This is a genomic window from Corynebacterium sp. HMSC068G04 (assembly GCF_001814885.1).
Taxonomy (GTDB): Bacteria; Actinomycetota; Actinomycetes; order Mycobacteriales; family Mycobacteriaceae; genus Corynebacterium; species Corynebacterium hiratae.
Genome location: NZ_KV818328.1, coordinates 74,361 through 93,402, shown reverse-complemented (window position 1 = coordinate 93,402; position 19,042 = coordinate 74,361). Strand labels below are relative to the sequence as shown.

General features: G+C 62.7%; 18 protein-coding genes. 11 read left to right on the top strand and 7 right to left on the bottom strand.

From position 1 onward, the window contains the following. Positions 1–14 precede the first annotated feature (14 nt). The gene (locus HMPREF2993_RS06625) at positions 15–998 is read right to left on the bottom strand and encodes a nitronate monooxygenase (RefSeq protein WP_070510343.1); all 984 of its coding nucleotides are present in this window, start codon (positions 996–998) and stop codon (positions 15–17) included. Between the two features lie 38 nt (positions 999–1,036). Between HMPREF2993_RS06625 and pth the strand changes: the two genes are divergently transcribed. Genes pth through HMPREF2993_RS06610 form a run of 3 tightly spaced genes read left to right on the top strand, consistent with a single transcriptional unit; the run spans position 1,037 to position 4,272 of the window. Further along, entirely contained in the window at positions 1,037–1,717 is a 681-nt protein-coding gene (gene pth, locus HMPREF2993_RS06620; protein ID WP_049154256.1) for an aminoacyl-tRNA hydrolase, read from the top strand. Positions 1,718–1,758: 41 nt separating this feature from the next. Continuing rightward, positions 1,759–2,616: an SDR family NAD(P)-dependent oxidoreductase gene (locus HMPREF2993_RS06615; RefSeq protein ID WP_070701612.1), complete on the top strand. Its 858-nt coding sequence runs from the start codon at positions 1,759–1,761 to the stop codon at positions 2,614–2,616. A 24-nt stretch (positions 2,617–2,640) separates the two neighbouring features. After that, complete coding sequence (locus tag HMPREF2993_RS06610) at positions 2,641–4,272, top strand: peptide chain release factor 3 (protein WP_070701610.1); 1,632 nt, start codon at positions 2,641–2,643, stop codon at positions 4,270–4,272. A gap of 14 nt (positions 4,273–4,286) precedes the next feature. On the opposite strand, the gene HMPREF2993_RS06605 is transcribed toward HMPREF2993_RS06610, so the two are convergent. Beyond that, positions 4,287–5,156, bottom strand: coding sequence for a patatin-like phospholipase family protein (locus HMPREF2993_RS06605; RefSeq protein WP_070701608.1), 870 nt, complete (start codon positions 5,154–5,156; stop codon positions 4,287–4,289). A gap of 35 nt (positions 5,157–5,191) precedes the next feature. Here HMPREF2993_RS06605 and HMPREF2993_RS06600 point away from each other — a divergent pair, with 35 nt between their 5' ends. Together HMPREF2993_RS06600 and HMPREF2993_RS06595 are read left to right on the top strand one after the other, a co-directional pair. Then, on the top strand, positions 5,192–5,590 hold the full coding sequence (locus HMPREF2993_RS06600; protein ID WP_046646927.1) for a hypothetical protein: 399 nt from the start codon (positions 5,192–5,194) through the stop codon (positions 5,588–5,590). A 16-nt stretch (positions 5,591–5,606) separates the two neighbouring features. Further along, entirely contained in the window at positions 5,607–6,152 is a 546-nt protein-coding gene (locus HMPREF2993_RS06595; protein ID WP_070701606.1) for a gamma carbonic anhydrase family protein, read from the top strand. Positions 6,153–6,261: 109 nt separating this feature from the next. Here HMPREF2993_RS06595 and HMPREF2993_RS06590 read toward each other — a convergent pair whose 3' ends face one another. Continuing rightward, positions 6,262–6,918, bottom strand: a complete 657-nt coding sequence (locus tag HMPREF2993_RS06590; RefSeq protein ID WP_070701604.1) for a sulfite exporter TauE/SafE family protein — start codon at positions 6,916–6,918, stop codon at positions 6,262–6,264. 195 nt (positions 6,919–7,113) lie between these two features. Between HMPREF2993_RS06590 and HMPREF2993_RS06585 the strand changes: the two genes are divergently transcribed. From HMPREF2993_RS06585 to HMPREF2993_RS06575, 3 genes are read left to right on the top strand one after another with little or no spacing between them, the layout of a single operon-like run. Beyond that, on the top strand, positions 7,114–8,334 hold the full coding sequence (locus HMPREF2993_RS06585; protein WP_070701602.1) for an NAD-dependent epimerase/dehydratase family protein: 1,221 nt from the start codon (positions 7,114–7,116) through the stop codon (positions 8,332–8,334). 6 nt (positions 8,335–8,340) lie between these two features. Continuing rightward, positions 8,341–9,489 carry a glycosyltransferase family 4 protein gene (locus tag HMPREF2993_RS06580; protein WP_070701600.1) on the top strand — a complete coding sequence of 383 codons (1,149 nt, stop codon included), beginning with the start codon at positions 8,341–8,343 and terminating at the stop codon, positions 9,487–9,489. Positions 9,490–9,501: 12 nt separating this feature from the next. Beyond that, complete coding sequence (locus HMPREF2993_RS06575) at positions 9,502–10,662, top strand: DUF6882 domain-containing protein (protein WP_070546186.1); 1,161 nt, start codon at positions 9,502–9,504, stop codon at positions 10,660–10,662. Positions 10,663–10,701: 39 nt separating this feature from the next. Here the strand turns inward: HMPREF2993_RS06575 and HMPREF2993_RS06570 are convergent, their stop codons facing one another. Beyond that, positions 10,702–11,736, bottom strand: coding sequence for an enoyl-CoA hydratase/isomerase family protein (locus HMPREF2993_RS06570; RefSeq protein ID WP_070510383.1), 1,035 nt, complete (start codon positions 11,734–11,736; stop codon positions 10,702–10,704). Positions 11,737–11,833: 97 nt separating this feature from the next. On the opposite strand from HMPREF2993_RS06570, the gene HMPREF2993_RS06565 reads away from it, so the two are divergent. Both HMPREF2993_RS06565 and HMPREF2993_RS06560 read left to right on the top strand, forming a co-directional pair. Beyond that, on the top strand, positions 11,834–12,631 hold the full coding sequence (locus tag HMPREF2993_RS06565) for an HAD-IIB family hydrolase (RefSeq protein ID WP_256380871.1): 798 nt from the start codon (positions 11,834–11,836) through the stop codon (positions 12,629–12,631). A 563-nt stretch (positions 12,632–13,194) separates the two neighbouring features. Next, positions 13,195–15,081, top strand: a complete 1,887-nt coding sequence (locus HMPREF2993_RS06560) for an acyltransferase family protein (protein ID WP_070546199.1) — start codon at positions 13,195–13,197, stop codon at positions 15,079–15,081. A 260-nt stretch (positions 15,082–15,341) separates the two neighbouring features. On the opposite strand, the gene HMPREF2993_RS06555 is transcribed toward HMPREF2993_RS06560, so the two are convergent. After that, on the bottom strand, positions 15,342–15,662 hold the full coding sequence (locus tag HMPREF2993_RS06555; protein WP_070701598.1) for a putative quinol monooxygenase: 321 nt from the start codon (positions 15,660–15,662) through the stop codon (positions 15,342–15,344). Between the two features lie 107 nt (positions 15,663–15,769). Continuing rightward, positions 15,770–16,360 (bottom strand): hypothetical protein, encoded by a 591-nt coding sequence (locus tag HMPREF2993_RS06550; protein ID WP_070510387.1) that lies wholly within the window; start codon positions 16,358–16,360, stop codon positions 15,770–15,772. Between the two features lie 170 nt (positions 16,361–16,530). On the opposite strand from HMPREF2993_RS06550, the gene HMPREF2993_RS06545 reads away from it, so the two are divergent. Then, a complete protein-coding gene (locus tag HMPREF2993_RS06545) occupies positions 16,531–17,445 on the top strand; it encodes an AEC family transporter (protein ID WP_046646938.1) in 915 nt (304 codons plus the stop codon). Positions 17,446–17,453: 8 nt separating this feature from the next. Here HMPREF2993_RS06545 and HMPREF2993_RS06540 read toward each other — a convergent pair. Next, positions 17,454–19,042: ABC-F family ATP-binding cassette domain-containing protein (locus HMPREF2993_RS06540; protein WP_070701596.1), on the bottom strand; the 1,589-nt coding region annotated here is incomplete at its 5' end.

Sequence of the window (19,042 nt, the reverse complement as noted above, 5' to 3'; positions counted from 1 at the left end):
GTAAATATTAACCGTTATTCATGCCCGTTTGGGTGTAGTTGAGCGAGGATCTCCGCCACACTACCCCCGCCAAGTTTCATTACATCGACACCTACGAGGCAATAGTCCACGTCCGCGTCAAGCTGGGCGCGACGAGGTTTCAGTAGCGCGTTGAGGTAGGGGTAGACCAAAGGCAGGTCCGGGTGTGCCCGCGTGTAGGCGGTCTCCAGCCCGCGGGCGTAGCGCCCAGAGAACGCGCGGGTGGACACCGTCTGGCCACCGCGACGCAGAAGGCCACGGTTGTGTTCACTCGTTCCCGCCTCCTCGGACAGCAGGAAGGCGGAACCACAGCTGACTGCTTTTACCCCCGGCCAGGCCAGGGCCGTGGCAACATCTTCCGCCGTGCGCAGACCACCCGCGGCAATGAGCGGAAGGTCCGTGACCTGGTGGACCGCCGCGACGAGTTCCTCGAGAGGGCGCTGATCGGGTTCCGCACTCGGGTCCCACACACCACGGTGCCCGCCAGCTTCAGGGCCCTGCACGCACAACACATCGATGCCGCGGGCGGCCGCGGCCTGCGCCTCCTCGGGGTTGGTGACCGTGGTCCACGCCTCTGCCCCAGCGTCATGGATGCGCGCGACCTCGTCCTCGCTAAAGACGCCGAACATCGACCACAGCACCGCTGCCCCACCCTCCAGCGCGGCGTCGAGCTTGTCCTGCCAGCCGAAGTTGAGGGAGACGTCGCCAAGCACGGCGCCCTCTTCGGCGGCGAGGGACTGCGCAGCGGCGAGTTCCGTTTCGGTCAGTGCGCGCTGCGGGTGAAAGATATTGACCCCGAAGCGCGTACCGGCACACGCAGCGATGGCCTCCCGCGCGGCGTCGACGGAGCAGGTTCCCAGCCCCAGCGCGCTGAAGGAACCGGCGGCGTCGGCGGCGGCCACTAGTTCAGGCGTGGTGGGCCCGCCCGCCATCGGAGCAGGTAGGACAGGGCAAGTGATAGTCTCAAGAAGTTGACTCATGGTTACCCAGCCTAAAGAAAACCATCAAGGAAGTAGTTGTGTCTGCCATCCGTGACTTTTTCACCCGCCTCTTTGGCCGCGCCGGCGAAGCACCGAATAAGAAAACACAGAAGGCCGCCGCCTCCGGACTTAACCCCTCGGATTTAAGCGCCGAGTGGCTCATCGTGGGTTTGGGTAATCCCGGCGCGAAATACGCCGCGACCCGCCACAATGTGGGGTACATGGCCGTGGATGATCTCCTCGCCGAATCTGGTGACATGCTCGAGCCTGTCACCGGACACCAACTCAGCGCGGCGCAGCTCGAGCTCGGAGGCACGAAGGTCGTAGCGCTGCGCTCACACACCTACATGAACCTCTCTGGCGATCCCATCGCCCCGTTGGCCACGCTGCTGGGCGTTGCGGCAGAGAACATCATCGTCATCCACGATGAGCTCGACCTGCCCGCCGGCAAGGTGCGTATTAAGAAGGGCGGCAACGAAAACGGCCACAACGGCCTTAAGTCACTGAGCGAGCGCTTGGGCACGCGCGATTACCTGCGCGTGCGCATCGGTATCGGGCGCCCACCCAAGGGTGGTTCCATCCCGGATTGGGTGCTCGCGCCTGTCGACGCCAGCGCTGAGCTCGATTCCACCATCGCCACCGCCGCCGAGGCCGCACGTCTCATCGTGGCTGAGGGTCTCAACAAGGCCCAGCAGGAAATCCATTCCCGGACGAAATAACCCCCGGCGCGACCACGCTCAACGTCCTACACTGTCCAAGTATGAGCCGCACGAGCCAGAGCCTGCCATTGAATAACGACCCGAAAACTATCGTCATCACCGGAGCCTCTGACGGCGTGGGCGCGGCCGCTGCCCGTATCCTTCACCAGCGCCGCCCGCAGGATTCGCTCGTGCTCGTGGGCCGCAACCCGGAGAAGACGCAGGCTGTGGCTGAGGAGATCGGAGCCGACTTTCATGTGGCCGATTATGAGTCTTTGGGCCAGGTGCGCCGGCTCGCCGAGGAGCTGAGCCAATACCCGCGGATCGACGCCTTGGGCAATAATGCCGGCGGAATGTTCGACGGCCCTTTCGCCACCGCCGATGGTTTCGAGCGCACGTGGCAGATCAACGTTGTGGCGCCTTTTCTTCTGACCTCCTTGCTGCGCGATACGCTGCGGGCCAGCAACGCCACCGTGGTGCAGACCGCCTCGTTGGCCAACATGCTGTATTCCTCTTTCGACCCCGGTGACCCGAATACTTTTGAAAAATTCACGGCGGAGCGCGCCTATGGCAACGCCAAGTTGGGCGATATCCTGCTGACCCGCTACCTCGCCTCCCACGGGCTGACCTCCGTGGCCTTCCACCCGGGGATATTGAATACTGGTTTCGGGCATAACTCAACGAGCAGGACGAGCAAGCTCTATTCGACCACTGCGGCTCAATACGTCTTGGGCAAGGCGGACAAGGGTGGGGAGAACTTGGCCTACTTCCTCAGCGGCACCTCCGGCATCCATTTCGACTCCGGCGAGTATTACAACCAGAAGCGCAAGCCAGGCCTGCAGCGGCCGATTGCGAAGAAGCTCTCCGTGGCCCGGCGCATCTTTGATGATCTGGGCCGCCAGCTCAATGTGGAGTGGTAGCAGGCAGCGGCTAAACTAGCCCGCATGAGTATTGCCTCCGAAGCTTCCCGCCGCCGCACATTCGCAGTCATCGCCCACCCGGATGCTGGTAAGTCCACGCTGACGGAGGCGCTGGCGCTCCACGCGCACGTCATCAACGAAGCCGGAGCAGTGCACGGCAAGGGCAACCGCAAGTCCACGGTCTCTGACTGGATGGAGATGGAGAAGGAACGCGGTATTTCCGTGGCCTCCTCCGCGCTGCAGTTCGAGTACGCGCCCGAGGGCCACGAGGGCGAGCCCTACATGATCAACCTGGTGGATACCCCGGGCCACGCGGACTTTTCGGAGGATACCTACCGCGTGCTCACGGCGGTGGATGCTGCCGTGATGCTTATCGACGCCGCCAAGGGTCTCGAGCCCCAGACCCTCAAGCTCTTCCGCGTGTGCAAGGCCCGCGGCCTGCCGATCATCACGGTGATCAACAAGTGGGACCGCGTGGGCCGTGAGCCGCTGGAGCTTGTCGACGAAATCGTCAACGAAATCCAGCTACAGCCCACCCCGCTGTACTGGCCGGTGGGTATCGCCGGCGACTTCCGCGGCTTGGCCCACATCAACGATGACGGCGAGGCCGATGAGTACGTGCACTTCCTGCGCACCGCCGGTGGTTCCACCATCGCCCCGGAGGAGCACTACGCGCCTGAGGATGCAGCCGCGAAAGAAGAGGACGCTTGGGAGACGGCCGTGGAGGAAGCAGAGCTGCTGGCTGCCGATGGCGCCCTGCACGACCAGGAGCTCTTCGAGCAATGCGTGACCTCCCCGCTCATCTTCGCCTCTGCGATGCTGAACTTCGGCGTGCACCAGATTCTGGATACGCTGTGCGCCATCGCCCCGGCTCCGCGCTCCCGCGATTCGGATCCGCAGGCCATTGAAGCGGCCACCTCCGCTATCGATGAGGTCCGTGAGGTCACCGATGAGTTCTCAGGTGTCATCTTCAAGGTGCAGGCGGGCATGGACCGCAAGCACCGCGATAACCTCGCTTTCATGCGCGTGGTCTCCGGTGAATTTGAGCGCGGCATGCAGGTCAACCACGCCCAATCCGGCCGCAGCTTCTCCACCAAGTACGCCCTGACGGTCTTTGGCCGCACACGTGACACCGTGGACACGGCGTACCCGGGTGACATCGTCGGCTTGGTCAACGCCGGTTCCTTGGCTCCCGGTGACACGATTTACACCGGCAAGAAGGTGCAGTTCAAGCCCATGCCGCAGTTCGCACCGGAGTCCTTCCGCATCCTGCGCGCGAAGTCTTTGGGCGACTACAAGGCCTTCCGCAAGGGCCTGGACCAACTGGCGGCGGAGGGCGTGGTCCAGATCCTGCGCAACGATACGCGCGGCGATGCCGCCCCCGTCATGGCCGCGGTGGGCCCCATGCAGTTCGAGGTCATGCAGGCTCGCATGGAAGTCGAGTACAACGTGGAGACCATCACCGAGCCCATCCCCTACTCCGTGGCGCGCCGCATCGACGCCGAATCCGCACCCGAGCTGGGCCGCCAGCGCGGCGTAGAAATCTTTACCCGCACCGACGGCGAACTCATCGCGCTCTTTGGTGATAAGTGGAAGCTGGCCTTCATTGAGAAGGAGCACCCGGAGCTCACCATCGAAACCCTCGTGGCGGATTAGGCACAGCGTTTCCCTTAACTGCTGAGGAATTCCTTCCACGCCGGCCATTCCGCATAGGTCTGCGCGCGCCCGGCTTCATAGTTCGCGCGCAGCTTAGTCACCGAGCGCTCGGTCGAAGCCACCTGCATATCCTCTGAGAAGAAAAGCTGTGCACGCCCCTCCTTTTCCAGCTCCAGAAGCCGCTCCTTGGAGGCGTTGTACCGGGGCGGCCGGGCAATCATTGACTCCGCCACGGCAGGGTACTTTCGGAAGATTCGTCGCAGCGCCGCGGGCCGCCCTACCTCAGGCCGCACGTAGCCACGCGGTTTCGAGCCAAGGAACAAGAACTTTTCAAAGCCGGCCTTCTCCGCCTGCTCGATGAGGATGCCACCGGATTCCCCCATCGCACCGTCGACGTACGGTGCGCCATCGATAACACGCATCGGCATGATCAGCGGCAACGTCGAAGACGCGCGAACGCGCACCATCAGGTCCTCTTGTGTCTTTATGTCATTGCGCCCCCAGTACACGCTCTCCCCGGTATCGGCGCGCGCGGCGGAAATACACATCTGCGCCGGGTTGGCCTGAAATGCTTCCCAGTCAAAGGGCATGTCCTGATCGGCGGCCTTCTCATAGATGAACTCCGCATTGAAGTAGCCGCTACCGCGCAGCAGCGAACCCAGGCCACCGAAGCTGGGGTTCTTGGCAAAATCCACGAAGGATTCTTCCGAGCGGCTCACGTCGCGGGAGAGGAAGTTCACGGTGTGTGAAGAGCCCGCGGAAACACCTCCAACCCAGCCAAATTCCACCTCCTCCTTTAGGAGCTTGACGATGCACGCGGCGGTATAGGAATTGCGCATGCCGCCGCCTTCAATGACGAGTGCTGTATCTTTCGCGTCAATCACAGTGCCCGATGGTACCCCCGCGCTAGGATCGCGCCATGGGATTGTTTTCTGCGGTTAAGAATGCCGTCGACAAGCTTGGCGGCTCCAGCACTGTCCGTTTGGCCTCCCCGGATCCCCACGCCGTCGAGGTTTCTTTCGATCATCTTTCCGTGCACACTGCGAGCGGTCTCATCATCCTGGTTACCTCCCCTGCCGGTGCGCAGGTGCTCAGTGAGGTGGCGCGCTCCGGCGAGCCCGCGCAGTTGCGTGGCCCTCAGACCACGGTGCATCTCTCCCCCACGACTAGAGAACAGCGTCCCGTCCACGACCCCAAGAAGGGATGGGCCATCCCGTTGTCGCTTGCAGAAAGAGAGACGCTGTCCCAACTCAACGCGGAGCCCGGCGATTATGAAGTTTCCGAGTCACTCGCTGTGTCCGTCGAACCCACCCCCTGAAGAAAGCTAATCCGCCATGCTCATCCTCCCCTTCCAAGGGCACACTCCCCGCATCCACCGCAGCGCCTGGATTGCGCCGAATGCCACCATCATCGGTGACGTCACCATCGGGCCAGATTCTTCCGTGTTCTATGGCAGCGTGCTGCGCGGAGATGTTGGTGCCATCCGCCTTGGCGCCCGCGTCAATATCCAAGACAACTGCGTCATCCACGTCGAAACCACTGCGCCGTGTGTGCTGGAGGATGACGTCACCGTGGGCCACATGGCCATGCTCCACGGCACGCGGGTGGGCGCGGGCACGCTGGTTGGAATGAAGTCTTCTTTGCTTTCCGGCTCCACCGTGGGCACAGGCTCTCTCATCGCCGCCGGCGCGGTGGTGCTCGAAGGCCAGGACATTCCCGCCGGCGCCTTGGCCGCCGGGGTGCCCGCCAAGGTGCGCCGTGCGTTGAGCCCTGAGGAATCCGCTGCCTTCATCCCGCACGCCGCGCGCTACGTCGACATTGCTCAGAATCAGGCGCCGCTTGGCGACGCCCTCCCCCTCGACGACGTCCTCTACGACTAGCACCGCAACTGCCGTTGTTGACAAAACTCCCGAGTCCGCCGCAAAAACTGACCAGAACTTTGGCAACTAGGGCAGTTCACTTTTGAACTCTTGCCCACCAGCCGGCTCGTTATAGAAGAGCAACGAGACCCATCACCACCAGGAAGGCGGCCACTCCGTAGCCGCTCCAAAGCGCAACCGCTGCGGAGTTCTCCCGCGCCCACGCGAAGGCGCGTCCGGCCCAGGACTGTGGTTTCGCCCGCACGAGTGCGATGAAAAGCCCGCACACCGTCGGCAGCGAGAGCGCAAACGTGGCGTAGAAAAAGAGGCCACCGTATTTAACGGTGTTGCTGAAATCCCCGGCAGCAAGGTGCATCAGCCCATAGAAAAAGGGTACGGAGGTCAAGGACTGGATAACGCCCATGGCATAGCCCACCGCGACAGTCTTGGCCGAGGGCGTGCGCAGTGGGCCGAGGAGTTTCTGCACCATGTCATTGGGTTCGCCCTTGGAGCGCCAGGCCAGAAGGCCCAGCCCCAGGCCGATGACCACCAGACCCCAACCAAGCAGCGGTGATTCCAGCGCGGCGGCCACCTTGTCCTGGATGCCGACGAAGACGAACATCACCACAGCAGCGGCGGTGAGCACACCGAACCAGTCACCGACGATGACGAGGGCCGCGATCTTGCGGTAGCTCCCCCGCGGAAGCATGATGCCGATGGCCACCAGGATTCCGATGAGAAGCGCGTTGACGGAATCGGCGAAGGCATTCAGCACGGCTTCAAGCATGCGGGCTAGTCTACAGGCTCTTAGAGAACATTCATCTACTGTTTACCCCGCGCGCCCCCGACGCAGGCGAGCAAACGGTATGTTCGAAAAAAGTGTGCCACGTAACGCACCCCAAACTTACGCGTGTCAACATAGACTAGACCCCTGCTGGTACAGCACGTTTTGACCCCGACCCAAGAAGTGGAGAGACAAAAAATGAAGGTAGCGATTCTCGGCGGAGACGGCTTCTGCGGTTGGCCCGCTTCCCTCTATCTCTCCGACCAAGGCCATGATGTCATCATCGTGGATAACCTCTCCCGGCGCGCCATCGATGAGGAGTTGGGCGCGGAATCCTTAACACCCATCGCCTCCATTGAGGATCGCCTGGCCGCGTGGACCGAGGTTTCCGGCAAGACCATCGGCTTCCGTAACCTCGACGTGGCCCAGGACTACGACGGCTTGCTGGAGTTCCTGAATACCGAACGCCCGGATGCGGTGGTGCACTTCGCTGAGCAGCGCGCCGCCCCCTATTCCATGAAGAATTCGCGCACCAAACGCTACACGGTGGATAACAACATCAACGCCACCCACAACTTGCTCGCCGCCATCGTGGAATCTGAGCAAGATATCCACGTCGCCCACTTGGGCACCATGGGTGTCTACGGCTACGGCACCGTCGGCATGAAGATTCCGGAGGGCTACCTGGATGTGCAGGTGGATGCGGGCGAGAATGGCGTCGTCAAGCAGCAAATCCTCTACCCCTCCAACCCCGGCTCGGTCTACCACATGACGAAGGTGCTAGACCAGCACCTCTTTGCCTACTACGCCAAGAACGATGAGCTGCGTATCACCGATCTGCACCAGGGCATCATCTGGGGCACGCACACGGAGCAGACCCAGAAGGACGAGCGCCTCATCAACCGCTTTGACTATGACGGCGACTACGGAACGGTGCTCAACCGCTTCCTCATTCAGGCCGGCATTGGTTATCCGCTGACCGTGCACGGCACCGGCGGACAGACCCGCGCTTTTATTCACATTCGTGACATGGTGCGCTGCATCGAGCTAGCCCTGCAGAATCCGCCGGCACGCGGCGAGCGCGTCAAGATCATCAACCAGATGACCGAAACCCACCGCGTGCGTGACCTGGCAGAACTACTGGCGAAGATCTCTGGTGTGGAAGTGGCTTATGTGCCGAACCCGCGCAAGGAATCCGCAGAGAATGAACTCCACGTCACCAACGACACTTTCCTCGAGCTCGGCCTGGAGCCGACCACTTTGTCGGAGGGGTTGCTCCACGAGGTGGAGGAAGTCGCGCGTAAGTACGCCGACCGTGCTGACCGCTCCAAGATTCCAGCCCAGTCGCTATGGACGCGCCAGCAGCACGCTGGTGTTCCCGAAGCCTTGGCCAACGGCGCTGACGCTGCGGAGGCTTAAACCTTCGTGCGCATCGCTATCGTTACCGAGGTCTTCCTGCCCAAGATCGACGGCGTGGTCACGCGCCTGACGCGCACGCTGGACCAGCTGTCCGCGATGGGCCACGAGGTGCGGATTTTTGCCACAGGCAAGGCCCCTGACACCTATGCCGGCTTCGAGGTCACCCGCATCCCCAGTTTGTCGCTGTGGGTCTACCCGGAGATTAAATTCGGTTTGCCCTCGTGGAAATTCTTCAAAGAGATCCGGGATTTCGATCCCGATGTCATCCACGCGGTCAACCCCATTTGGACCGCGGCCCTCGGCGTCTTTGCCGCGCAGCGCGATGCCGTACCGCTGGTAGCCAGCTTCCACACCAATGTCCCCGAGTACGTTGAAGCGCTGGGGATTGGGTGGACTAGGCCGCTGACCGAAGCCGCGCTGAAGTATCTGCACAACCAGGCTGCGGTGAACCTGTGCACCTCCGGCCCCATGGTGGATAAGGCTCGGATGATGGGGATCCGCAACGTGCAGCTGTGGCCCAAGGCTGTTGATACGCAGACCTATCACCCCAGTCGCGCCACGGAACAGATGCGCGAGCGCCTGACCGACGGTAACCCGGATTCCCCGTTGGTGACCTATATCGGCCGCGTCTCCAAGGAGAAGGACTTGGAACGCCTCGATCACGTGATGGAACTGGTGAGGGCACAGCTTAGCGACGCCCGCCTGGCCATCGTCGGCGATGGCCCCGCCTTGGAGGAGCTCAAGTCCAACTTCGATCCTGCGCACACCGTATTCACGGGCTACCTCTCCGGCGAGGAGCTCGCCGCCGCCTTCGCCGTGGGGGATGTCTTCCTCTTCCCCTCCGCCACAGAGACCTTGGGACTCGTGGCTCTCGAGTCCTTCGCCTCTGGGGTTCCGGTCATCGGCACGAATGCCGGCGGCATCCCCTTCGTTATCGAAGAAGGCGTCACAGGACATCTCATCGAGCCCGACGCTGACGACACCGCGTGGGCCAGCGCCGCTCTCGGCCTCCTGCGTGATTCCTCCCGCCGGGCGCAGATGGGACAGGCCGCCCGCCGCGAAGCTGAAAAACATTCCTGGGTAGAATCCACCCAAGCCCTCCTTCAGGCCTACGAGGAGGCCATCGAGCACCCCTTCCGCAGGAATACAAACTAGTCAAGGAGACCCATGGATTCAGCCCAGAACCTGTACTCCGCTGGCGCCTTTATCCAAGCCGGCATCGACGCCACGTTTGCCTCACGCCTAGGCGTCGTTCGCGACGTCGAGGTGAATTTCATTCCCACCGATTCCGTATCAGCAGCCTCGGAGGAAGGGCAGCCAGACCTGGATCAGCGCGCCGTCGTGCGTTTTAGCACTGATTCCGGGGTCTATGATTTCGATGGACTGCGTCTTGCCACCATCCACAACGGGGAGCTTCGCTGGGCCACCGGCATGGCAGAGCACGCACCGCAGCCGGAATTCCACGGGCCACAACCTGACTCTGCCCTGCTGCGCGGCTTGGCACGACGGCTGGTGGGCGACCGGCCTGTTGTCCGCGTCCCACAGGGCGATGGCGAAGCATTGGTCGCCGTCGATTTCGCGGAGATTAACCCGGATCCTCGGGTGAGCATCCTGGCCGGAATTGAGCACTCAGGGGACGTCGCCGGTGGGGTCGACGAGCGCCTAGCCACCGCCGAGTTGTCCTCCTACCTGGGCATTCCGCAGAGCCACGCGGAAAATCTCGCGCTTTTCCACGGCTCCCGGATCGTGGCTCTCCCCCAGGCCCCGGGCCGCGTTGGGCTCAGCGCGCGCGAAGTGTTGGCCGACGCCCACTTCCTCGCCACCGAGCACAACTTCTTCTTGGAGGCCCGCTTCCCCAACCTGTGGGCGGACCTTGATCCTGTTACGTCGCGGACCGTGGTGAACTCCGATTACGGCTCGCTCACGGTGCCCGCGCACCTCATCGCGACGATCGACGCCTCCACGAACGCCTTCACCTGGGCCTGGGCAGATGAGCTGTCCAGCTCCATGTCCGCCCAAGCAGCGGCGAACCTGCGCCGCTTCGGATATGACCAGGCTATCCCCGAGTTGATTCGGGCCCGCGTGTCCATCACTGAGGCACGCTCTGCACGCTTGCCACAGCTGGCCATGCCAGTTCTGGGCCTGTGGACCTTGCTGCCAGTGCAGCTTCCCGACGGCCGCCAAGGCCTCGCGCTGTCCGATGCCCCCGCGTTCCACCTCCCCGCACCGACTCCGGCGGCCACGCAAGCCACCCTCAACGTTGCGGTGCCGGCAGGCGTGGACGAGCAGCGGGCGCGCGCTGCCTACCACCGGGCGCGCCCCCTATAAGTGCTCGGACAGCGCTGAGTGCGTGAGCGGCTGGGAGCGTTAGGAGTTCAGCACGGCGCGGAACTCCTCGACGTCAACCTCCTCTGTGGTGGCCGGGTTAAACGCTGCGTCCTGGGTCTTGTCCACTAGTACCGCGCGCACGCCCTCAGAAAAGTCGGGACGGCGGTACATGTGCATGCCCAGCTTGAGTTCCAAAAGGAGGGCCTCGCGAATGTCGTCGACACCGGCCTCTGCCTCATAAAGCTCGTTAGCCGCGATAATGGCAGCTGGGCACGCCCCTGCCATAAGGCGGCGGACCTCACCGGCAATGAGCGGGCGCTTGTCCAGCTCCGCGGAGATTTCCTCCCACGTTGGCAGGGCAAACGTCTCCTCCAGGTCCTTGGCCACCTGCTCCAGCGGGGCGGGCTCTTCGGGTGCGGGCAGGGCGAGGTCCTCCAGCGCGGCATCAATACCGCGCTCAATGGCGGCCTCAATCAGCTCGTGTGCATCCTTGACAACGTGGGTTGCCACGCCAGTCCACAACATGTCTGCGGCATACATGCGGTATCCACTAAGACCCCAGAACTTGGCCAAGCCCGGTGAGGCGATACCGCGGGTGCCCACCATGCGCTGGGCCGCATAGGCCACACCGACGTCGGTGACATAGCCGATGTTCATCTCCGGCATCGAGGCGAAGGCCTTTTCCGTCACCACGCGGTGCGAGCCGTGCAGGGAAATGCCCAATCCACCGCCCATGACAACACCGTCGATGACGGCGATATAGGGCTTCGGGAACTCTGCGATATCACCGTTAGTGAGGTACTCGCTGGCGAAGAAGGCATCGACCTCCTCCAGCTTGCCTTCCGCGATTCCCTCCCGCGCGTGACGCACATCGCCGCCCGCGCAAAATGCCTTAGGGCTATTGGAGTAAATCAGGACCTGCTCAATCTCATCGTCCTGCGCCCACGTTTCGAGGGAGCGGCGGATGATATCGATCATGTCCGGGGTCAACGAGTTCAGGGCCTTCGGCCGATTGAGTTCGAGGACTCCGGTATGGTTGCGGACGGAAACGAGTACTGGATCAGTCGTAGTCATGCGCACCAGTGTTCCATATCACACATGTTTCAGCCACCTGTTTTTGAGGCTGGTTTTAACATCGACCCCTACTTCTAAACCCAACCTTCAGATTGGTGTGAAATTCTTGCCCCCACAGCTTGTTGCTCTTGACATGGACGGCACCCTCCTCGATGCCCACGGTCAGCTGCCCGCAGACTTTTCAGAGCTTGAGGAGCTCGCCACTGCCCGCGGCTGCGAGCTGGTTCCGGCCTCAGGACGCCAGCTGGCCACCCTACAGGACATGTTCCCGAAGGGCGGCACATTCATTGCCGAGAACGGCTCGGTGATCCTGCGCGGCGGCGAGATCATCGCCACCTTCCCGCTGCAGGAAGAAACCGTGCGCGCGGCGCGCGAGGCCGCAGCCTCCATCAGCGAGGCGCACACCGTCGTTCTGTGTTCCCCGGAGACCGCCTACGTGGCGCGGGATGTCACGCAGGCAGCACGCGCGGAGATTTCCAAGTATTACAAGGCGGTCACGTGGGTCGACGACTTGGACGACGTCCCCAATAGCGACATCATCAAGATCGCCATCTTCTGCGAATCCGGTTCCGAGGCTCACCTCTACGAGCCGATTCGTCGCGCCGTACCGGAGGACAACGTGGCGGTATCGGGCAAGGTCTGGCTCGATGTCATGGCCCGCGGCGTGGATAAAGGCGCAGCCTTGCTCAAGCTCGCTGAACTTGCCAACGTTCCAATCACCGCCACCGTGGCCTTCGGTGACTACCTCAATGACCTCGAAATGCTGCGCGCCGCTGGGACGGCTGTCGCCATGGACAACGCGCATCCGAAGCTGAAGGAAATAGCGGATATTATCGCGCCTGCCAATACCGACAATGGTGTGAGCACGGTGCTGCGCCAGCTTCTGCGCACCTAACACGCTCCCAGGAAACCTTCCCGATTCTCTGCCACCACCCGAGTAGGATTACCCCGGTTCCCTAGACCCCCGATCCCTTACGTGTGGAGTGTTCAGTGAAGAAGTTCCTGCGATCCCCTGGGCCCCGTGTCCCTCGTCGGGCCACGGACACCTCCCTTGAGCTGGACCCGGGGTCCCTCCCCAAGGCATCCGCTGTGCGCAAGGCCAAGCTGCACAAAGCCCGCGAGGCCGCCGAGGAAACCCCCTCGCCGCGCCGCCGCCCGCTCCCGCGCGCTACGCGGCCACAGCGTATTCAATCTACCCGGCCGCAGTGCGACGAACAGCCCCGTCCGGCTCAGCCTGTCGAGCGGATCGCCAAGGCCGCTTCGCAGCCCCCAGCTCAGCCCACACCCGCCGAGAGTTCCCCCGAACCACGGCCTGAGAATGAGATATCGCGCGCCTTGGCGCGGCGCTCGCAGCCCGTCGGCACACCGACGAGCAAGCAGCTCAAAACACCACGCCCCTCCCGGGAACAGCGCCAAGCCGCGCGACAGGACAACACGAAGGGCGCTGACACTCCAGCGGTGCCAAAGGAATCTGCCACCGTCACGCGCCAGCGTCGCGCGCGCCTGCGCCCGGTACCGGGCTTGGATGGGCTGCGCGGTCTCGCGGTCTTGGCGGTCGTGCTCTACCACTTCTTCGGGGATCTGCTCCCCGGCGGATACCTCGGCGTGGATATGTTCTTTGTCCTCTCCGGCTTCCTCATTACCTCGCTGCTCGTGCGCGAATTCGCCGTGAGCGGGCGCATCAGCCTCACCGACTTCTGGGTCCGGCGCTTCCGGCGTATCCTTCCGGCTGCGCTCGTCGTCTTATGCCTGTGCACGGCCCTCGTCGCCATGATTGGCGGGGACCTCGCCGTGGGGATCCGGGAACAATTCTTGGGGACCTTCTTCTTCGTCAACAACTGGACCCAGATCGCCACCAGCCAGACCTACTTTGCACCCAATGAGGTGCAAGTCTTTGCCCACTACTGGTCCCTAGCGGTTGAGGAGCAATTCTACCTCCTGTGGCCCCTACTGATGTTTGGAGCTTTTGCTCTGTCGCGGCGCCAGCCCAAGCGCCTGCCCATCGCGCTTTCTCTTGTCCTCGCCGCCGCCTCCGCTGCCGCGATGGCGCTGCTGTTCACTCCGGGCGAAGACCCCACACGTGTTTATTACGGCACCGATACCCATGCCTTCGGCCTCCTCATCGGTGCGCTTTTATCCCTTCTACTCACCTCGACGTCGAAGGAGGCAAAGGCGGATTCGTGGGCGTCGACAAGCACAGGCGTTATCGCCGGCACCATCGGGTCCTTTGCCTTAATCGGATACCTGGCGCAGCTGGTGTGGATGGGCGCGGACCTTGAGTTCACCTACCGCGGCGGCCTGGTCCTCACCAGCCTCCTCGGCGCGGCAATGATCTGGGGCGTGGTGCGTGAGACCGGACCACTCACATGGCTCTTCCGCACCCGGGTGATGCGGTGGCTGGGCCAGCGTTCCTTCTCGCTGTACCTGTGGCATTGGCCGGTGGTGATGATCCTCCGCGAGCTGTCTGATGCCCCGGCGTGGCTGCTGGGACTACTCGCGCTTCCCGTGTCCTGCCTGCTGGCTGAGGTGACGTATCAGTTCGTTGAGAACCCCTTCCGCCGCGCCGGATATGTCGCCACGTGGCGCACCTATTGGGCCTCGCGCCCCACTGTGGCCGAGATGAAAGACGGTTTCGGCAAGGCCATGTGGCCTGCCGTGCCCGCCATGGTGATCCTCTCGGCGCTGGGCGTGGCCTATGGGCTGGTCACGTCACAGGACCAGACCGAGCTCGAGCGAGAATTGGAGCGCATGTCGCAGGCCAATGAGCAGACCGCCGCATCGGCCCCAGCAACGCCGACAGAAACCACGAAGCCGAAGGAGAAGCGGGCGCTACCTGCGGGCACGGAGATCAACGCGGTGGGTGATTCGGTCATGCTTGCTGCTTCCGAAGCCCTCAACGAGCGCTTCCCCGGAATCCTCATCGATGCGGCGGTTTCCCGCCAGTATGGGGAGGCGATTCCTGCGATTCGACAGCTGAAGGACTCTGAACAGCTACGTTCCACCGTCTTTGTGGGGCTGGGAACGAACGGGCCGGCTGCGGACGGCGAGATGGACGAGCTCCTCACCATCCTCGGTTCCGATCGCACGGTTATCCTCGTCGTGCCCTACGGCGAGCGCGACTGGATGGGTCAGGCGCGCGCAGAGATTATCGAGGCCGCAAAGGAGCACGACAACGTCTACGTGGCCGACTGGTGCGGCATGGCCCAAGAGAACCCGGCGTTGCTCTACGACGACGGCGTGCACCCACAGGCCGAGGGCGCAGCGCTGTATGTGCAGGCGCTTTCCGACGCCCTCGAGCAGTACGCCAACGGGGACAAGTCCAGCACCACGGCCTGCTCGCTCTAGCCTTCGGCCGCTCTCGAGTCAGCTGCTCTCCAATCAGGGCAGTGCGCTAGCAGCATTGTCCCAGCAGCACTGCCAAAGTTGACAAAGTTCTGGCCAGATCCTGCGGCGGGAGCACATGTTTTGGCAACTCGGGCAGTTGACGTGATTCGCCTCTAGGTCTGAGCACATAGAAAACGGCCGGGGATGTGCCTCCCCGGCCGTTCTCGCTTCGCCGTTACTTGTGTGCTTCCTTCTTACTGGAAGCCAAGCTGCTCACTCTCCTATACGGAGAATTCAGCCATCTTATCCCAATTGGTCTTTCCATCGATGTGAGTGTTGATGATGTCCGGCGTCTCCACCAGGTACTTCGGGAGCTCCTCGCAGGAGCGCTTGAAGTGCTCGGTGTTGACGTGGTCAACGTCGGTGCCGTCCTTGTAGGACTCGAGGAGCAGGAAGCGCTGCTTGTCTTCCGGATCGTGGAACCACTTGAAATCGATACAGCCGGGCTCAGCCTGGCAGGCCTTGGTGTACCAGTCGATCTCGTCGAGGAAGGTCTCGGCATACTCGGGCTTGACGTGGAACTGTACGTTGATCAAAATCATGGGCCCCACTGTAACCTTCTCCACGAAAACGTGCAGAAGGCCCCGCCAATGGCTGAACTGAGCTAGCCCAATTCCAGCAGGGCCTTAAAAAGAGCCTCTCGGGAGGATTATTTGTTGAAGAAGTACTCCGCCACATAGACGTAGGTTCCGTCAAAAGCTTGGGCGACGCCGAAGCCGGTGCCATCCGTCTTGGTCACGGGCACGTCGCGGTTGAGCCAGTCCACGCGCTCCTTGGCCTCAGATTCGGTGAGCTTGTAAATGTTGCCGCTGCCCTCCTCCAGGTGGGTCAGCCCATCGCCTGCATTGTCGTGGAAGGTGACCTTGCCAGCTGCTGCCTGGTTTGCCCACTCCTGCGCGATGTTCTTGGCGTTGGCATCCTCGTGGTGGCCCTGCTTGAGCAGGTGGGCGTGGGTAGCACCAACGAGTTCGCCGGCGACGGCCGGGGTCGGCTTCTTAATGAAGCCCGGCAACTGGACGTTAAACTGCTTCGCCAGGTCATAGGCCTGCGCAGGCAGCTCGATCTCTAAAGAGTTGACCTGCTCAACGGCCTGGGAAGACAGCTGGTTTACGTCCTGCAGCTGTGCGGAAGAGGAGTTAACCGGGGCGGCCTGGGCAGCGGACACCGACAGAGCAGTGGTGAGGGTAGCTGCCACGGCGGCGGTGGCGGACATGCGGGAAACACGACGGAAAGAATTCATGCCTTCCACCGTGCCACAAAAATGCTTCGGCGGAAAAAGACTTCCCGCTCATGTGGGATTTTCGATACCACTTTGTTATCACTTGCCGGTGGCTGCATGCCGGCATGGAAGAATAGCCAAGGCTGGCTTTAGTATGGATTTTTTAACGAGTATCCGAAAGGTGATCACTGTTGCTGGACGTCTTAACCGGTTTCGCCATCATTTTTGTGGTTATCGGCGTGGGCTTCATCATGGCTCGGCGCGGCGTTATCGGCGAAGGTGAGGCGCGCCTGCAGTTCAATCGCACGGCGTTCTGGGCGGCGACCCCAGCGCTGATCTTTTCCAGCGTGGCCACCTCTGACACCTCGGCCTTTGCCTCGCCGGTTGTCGCCGTCATCGCGATAGCTTCGGTCGCCACGATGGCCTTGTATTGGGTGCTGAGCGCGTTATTCTTCCGGCGTAGCGGAGCGGAAACCATGGCCGGCGCGGCCGCGGCCAGTTACTACAACTCGGTCAACATCGGGCTGCCCATCGCCACCTATGTCATCGGTGATGCCACCTTTGTGGTGCCAGCGCTCGTGCTGCAAATGGCAGTCCTCTCGCCCTTCATCATTGCCGGCCTCAACGCCCAGGGAACAAGCCTGCGTTCGATTTTAAGTTCCGTGGTCTCAGGGTTGACAGCCCCAGTGGTCATCGCGGCGATCGCCGGCTTCATCGTGTCCGCCGCAGGCTGGCACGTCCCCGACGTCATTATGGCTCCGCTCGAGATCCTTGGTGGTGCCTCCATCCCGATGATCCTGATGAGCTTTGGCGCCTCACTCACCGGCGACGGGCTGTTAGCCGTTGACCGCCTGCCGACGATTACCGCCACGGTTCTCAAGCTCATTGCTATGCCGGCGATTGCGCTGGCGGCCGGCTTGGCGTTGGGGCTGAGCGGCAACGAGCTCTACACAGCGCTGATCTTGGCCGCGCTTCCGACCGCACAGAACGTCTACAACTATGCCGCGACCTACCAGTCGGGAGAAACGGTGGCGCGCGATACGGTCTTCCTCACCACCTTCCTCTCGCTGCCGGCGATGCTGGGCATCGCGGCTCTCTTCGGGTAGGGCTGGGCCTACCCCTCGAGCTTCTCCCCCAACTCCAGCCATTCCATTTCTAGCTCTTCGCGCTCAGAGGCAATGGCCTTGAGCTCGGAGTCGAGCTTCGCTAGCTCACCGCTGTCCCCCTCACCGGAGGACATCTTCTCTGCAGCCACCGCCATCTTTTCGTTCAGCTTCGCCGTCTTATCGTCGAGCTTGCCCATCTTGCGCTCCAGCGCATTCATCTTCTTGGTCAGCTCGCGCTCTTCCTGGGAGCTCAACCGCTTGGCCGGGGCGGCATCCGCGCTCTGCTCGTCAGAGTTCTTGGAGGCTTCTCCTAAATCAAGGACGCCGCGGGCGGTGGCGGCCTCCATCTCCTGACGGCGGCGCAGGTATTCCTCGATTCCGCCCGGCAGGTTGGTGAGCTTGCCATCCCCAAACAGCGCATAGGTGTTATCCGCGATGCGCTCGATGAGGTAGCGGTCGTGCGAGATGACCACCAAGGTGCCCGGCCACGAGTCCAGAAGAGACTCCAGCTCCTGGAGAGTATCGATGTCGAGGTCGTTCGTGGGCTCGTCGAGAAGCAGCACGTTTGGCTCCGCCATAAGCACGCGGGTCAGCTGCAGACGGCGGCGCTCACCGCCGGAGAGGTCGCCGACCGGCGTGCGCTGGCGCTTGGCGGAAAAACCCAGGCGCTCCGCGAGCTGGGACGCGGACAGTTCCTTCTTGCCTAGGTGAACGTAGGTGGCGACGTCTTCGACGGCGTCGAGAAGCCGGCGCTCCGGATCCAGATCATCGAGCTCCTGGCGCAGCCAGCCCAGGCGCACCGTCTTGCCCTCGATGCGCTTGCCAGCGGCAAGCTCGACTTCACCAGCAAGGGCGCGCAGCAGCGTGGTCTTGCCCGAACCGTTAACACCAACGAGGCCGATGCGCTCGCCCGGCGCCAAGCGCCAGGTGAGGTGATCCACGAGCGTGCGACCGTCCGGGGTTGTGACCTTTGCGTCCTCGAGCTCAATGACGACTCGTCCCTGGCGCTGCTTGGAAAAGGCCATGAGCTCGACCTTGTCGCGCGGTGCGGGGACGTCGGCGATGAGTGCCTCGGCTGCCTCGATGCGATAGCGCGGCTTCGAGGTACGCGCCGGCGCTCCGCGACGCAGCCACGCCAGCTCCTTGCGGGCCAAGTTCTGCCGGCGCTGCTCAATAGCATCGGCTTGGCGGGCGCGCTCGGCGCGGGCAAAGGTCCAGTCGTTATAGCCACCCTCGTAGGCATCGACGACACCGTCGTGCACCTCCCAGGTAGTGGTGGCCACGGTGTCGAGGAACCAGCGGTCGTGCGTGACGACGACGACCGCTAGCTTGCGCGAAAGCAGGTGGCTGGCCAGCCATTGCACACCTTCGACGTCGAGGTGGTTGGTCGGCTCATCGAGCACCACGATGTCGAGGTCTTGAACGAGTGCGGCAGCCAGGTTGACGCGGCGGCGCTCACCACCGGAGAGCGAGCCCACAGGGGTGTCTAGCCCTAGGTCAACAATGCCGAGGCCGCCGAGGACATCGCGCACCTTCGCGTTGGATGCCCACTCGAAAGTCTCCAAGCCCAACGGCTCAATGATGGCTTGGGCGATGG

Coding starts and splice junctions, on each gene's coding strand:
- HMPREF2993_RS06625 (WP_070510343.1), bottom strand. CDS start 998: ATGAGTCAACTTCTTGAGACTATCACTTGCCCTGTCCTACCTGCTCCG.
- HMPREF2993_RS06615 (WP_070701612.1), top strand. CDS start 1,759: ATGAGCCGCACGAGCCAGAGCCTGCCATTGAATAACGACCCGAAAACT.
- HMPREF2993_RS06610 (WP_070701610.1), top strand. CDS start 2,641: ATGAGTATTGCCTCCGAAGCTTCCCGCCGCCGCACATTCGCAGTCATC.
- HMPREF2993_RS06600 (WP_046646927.1), top strand. CDS start 5,192: ATGGGATTGTTTTCTGCGGTTAAGAATGCCGTCGACAAGCTTGGCGGC.
- HMPREF2993_RS06595 (WP_070701606.1), top strand. CDS start 5,607: ATGCTCATCCTCCCCTTCCAAGGGCACACTCCCCGCATCCACCGCAGC.
- HMPREF2993_RS06590 (WP_070701604.1), bottom strand. CDS start 6,918: ATGCTTGAAGCCGTGCTGAATGCCTTCGCCGATTCCGTCAACGCGCTT.
- HMPREF2993_RS06585 (WP_070701602.1), top strand. CDS start 7,114: ATGAAGGTAGCGATTCTCGGCGGAGACGGCTTCTGCGGTTGGCCCGCT.
- HMPREF2993_RS06575 (WP_070546186.1), top strand. CDS start 9,502: ATGGATTCAGCCCAGAACCTGTACTCCGCTGGCGCCTTTATCCAAGCC.
- HMPREF2993_RS06570 (WP_070510383.1), bottom strand. CDS start 11,736: ATGACTACGACTGATCCAGTACTCGTTTCCGTCCGCAACCATACCGGA.
- HMPREF2993_RS06555 (WP_070701598.1), bottom strand. CDS start 15,662: ATGATTTTGATCAACGTACAGTTCCACGTCAAGCCCGAGTATGCCGAG.
- HMPREF2993_RS06550 (WP_070510387.1), bottom strand. CDS start 16,360: ATGAATTCTTTCCGTCGTGTTTCCCGCATGTCCGCCACCGCCGCCGTG.